This is a genomic window from Stenotrophomonas sp. CCNWLW57, assembly GCF_037203925.1.
In the GTDB taxonomy this organism is placed as follows: Bacteria; Pseudomonadota; Gammaproteobacteria; order Xanthomonadales; family Xanthomonadaceae; genus Stenotrophomonas; species Stenotrophomonas rhizophila_A.
Genome location: NZ_JBBCBJ010000013.1, coordinates 1 through 1,089, shown reverse-complemented (window position 1 = coordinate 1,089; position 1,089 = coordinate 1). Strand labels below are relative to the sequence as shown.

Annotated in this window: 1 protein-coding gene; it reads left to right on the top strand. The window is 64.1% G+C overall.

Features of this window, described 5'->3' with window-relative positions:
- Positions 1-40: 40 nt before the first annotated feature.
- Positions 41-1,089 (top strand): MFS transporter (locus tag V9K91_RS19205; RefSeq protein ID WP_336443804.1); only part of this gene is annotated, 1,049 nt, incomplete at its 3' end.

Here is a 1,089-nt window from a genome sequence, read left to right as displayed (position 1 = left end):
AGAAACTGACGACGTTCTTCCAGCGCGGCCTGGCCGGGAAATGAGCCGCACACACGCAATCGCAGATCGCTCAAACTGGGGGGGCGTGCTCGCGATGACGCTATGCGTCTTCGCGTTGATAGCCTCGGAATTCATGCCGGTGAGCCTGCTTACTCCCTTGGCGGCAGATCTGGGCGTGACCGAGGGGCTTGCCGGGTACGGCATTGCCATTTCGGGAGCCTTTGCGGTGCTGACCAGCCTGTCGATCTCCCGGTTGGCGGGCAACATGAACCGACGAACGTTGCTGCTGATCCTCACCGCATTGATGGCAGTGTCCGGTGTGGTGGTGGCCCTGGCTCCGAACTATCCGGTCTACATGATGGGGCGTGCACTGATTGGCGTGGTGATCGGTGGGTTCTGGTCGCTCTCTGCCGCAACGGCAATGCGGCTGGTTCCGGCTGCGAAGGTTCCGCGCGCCTTGGCGATATTTAACAGCGGCAACGCGCTTGCAACGGTAGTTGCGGCGCCATTGGGCAGCTACCTGGGCGGCATGATCGGATGGCGCGGCGCTTTCTTGTGCCTTCTGCCGGTGGCTGCAATAGCCCTCGCATGGCAGTGGGTTTGTCTGCCCTCCATGCCCGCGGAGAGCGGGCAGTCACAAAGCGGGCTGGTCGCGCTGTTCCAGCGGCGTGTGGTGGTACTTGGCATGCTTGCCTGCGGCGCCTTCTTCATGGGGCAATTTGCCTTGTTCACTTACGTGCGGCCGTTCCTGGAGCGGGTGACCAGTGCGGGAACGTCTGCTGTACCACTGGTGCTGCTGGCCATCGGCGTAAGCGGCTTCGTGGGCACGCTCGTCATTGGCGCGTTCATCAGGCGTGGGCTTTACCGAACGCTTGTGACCATTCCGGCCTTGATGGCGCTCATTGCCGTGGCCTTGGTTGCACTGGGGCCCCAGCTTTGGCCGACCGCCGCGCTGCTCTCGGCATGGGGCCTGCTGGCAACGGCCGCGCCGGTGGGCTGGTGGAGCTGGCTGGCCCGCACTTTCACTGACAACGCAGAGGCCGGCGGCGGGCTGATGGTGGCGGTGGTGCAGTGCTCCATCGCACTCGG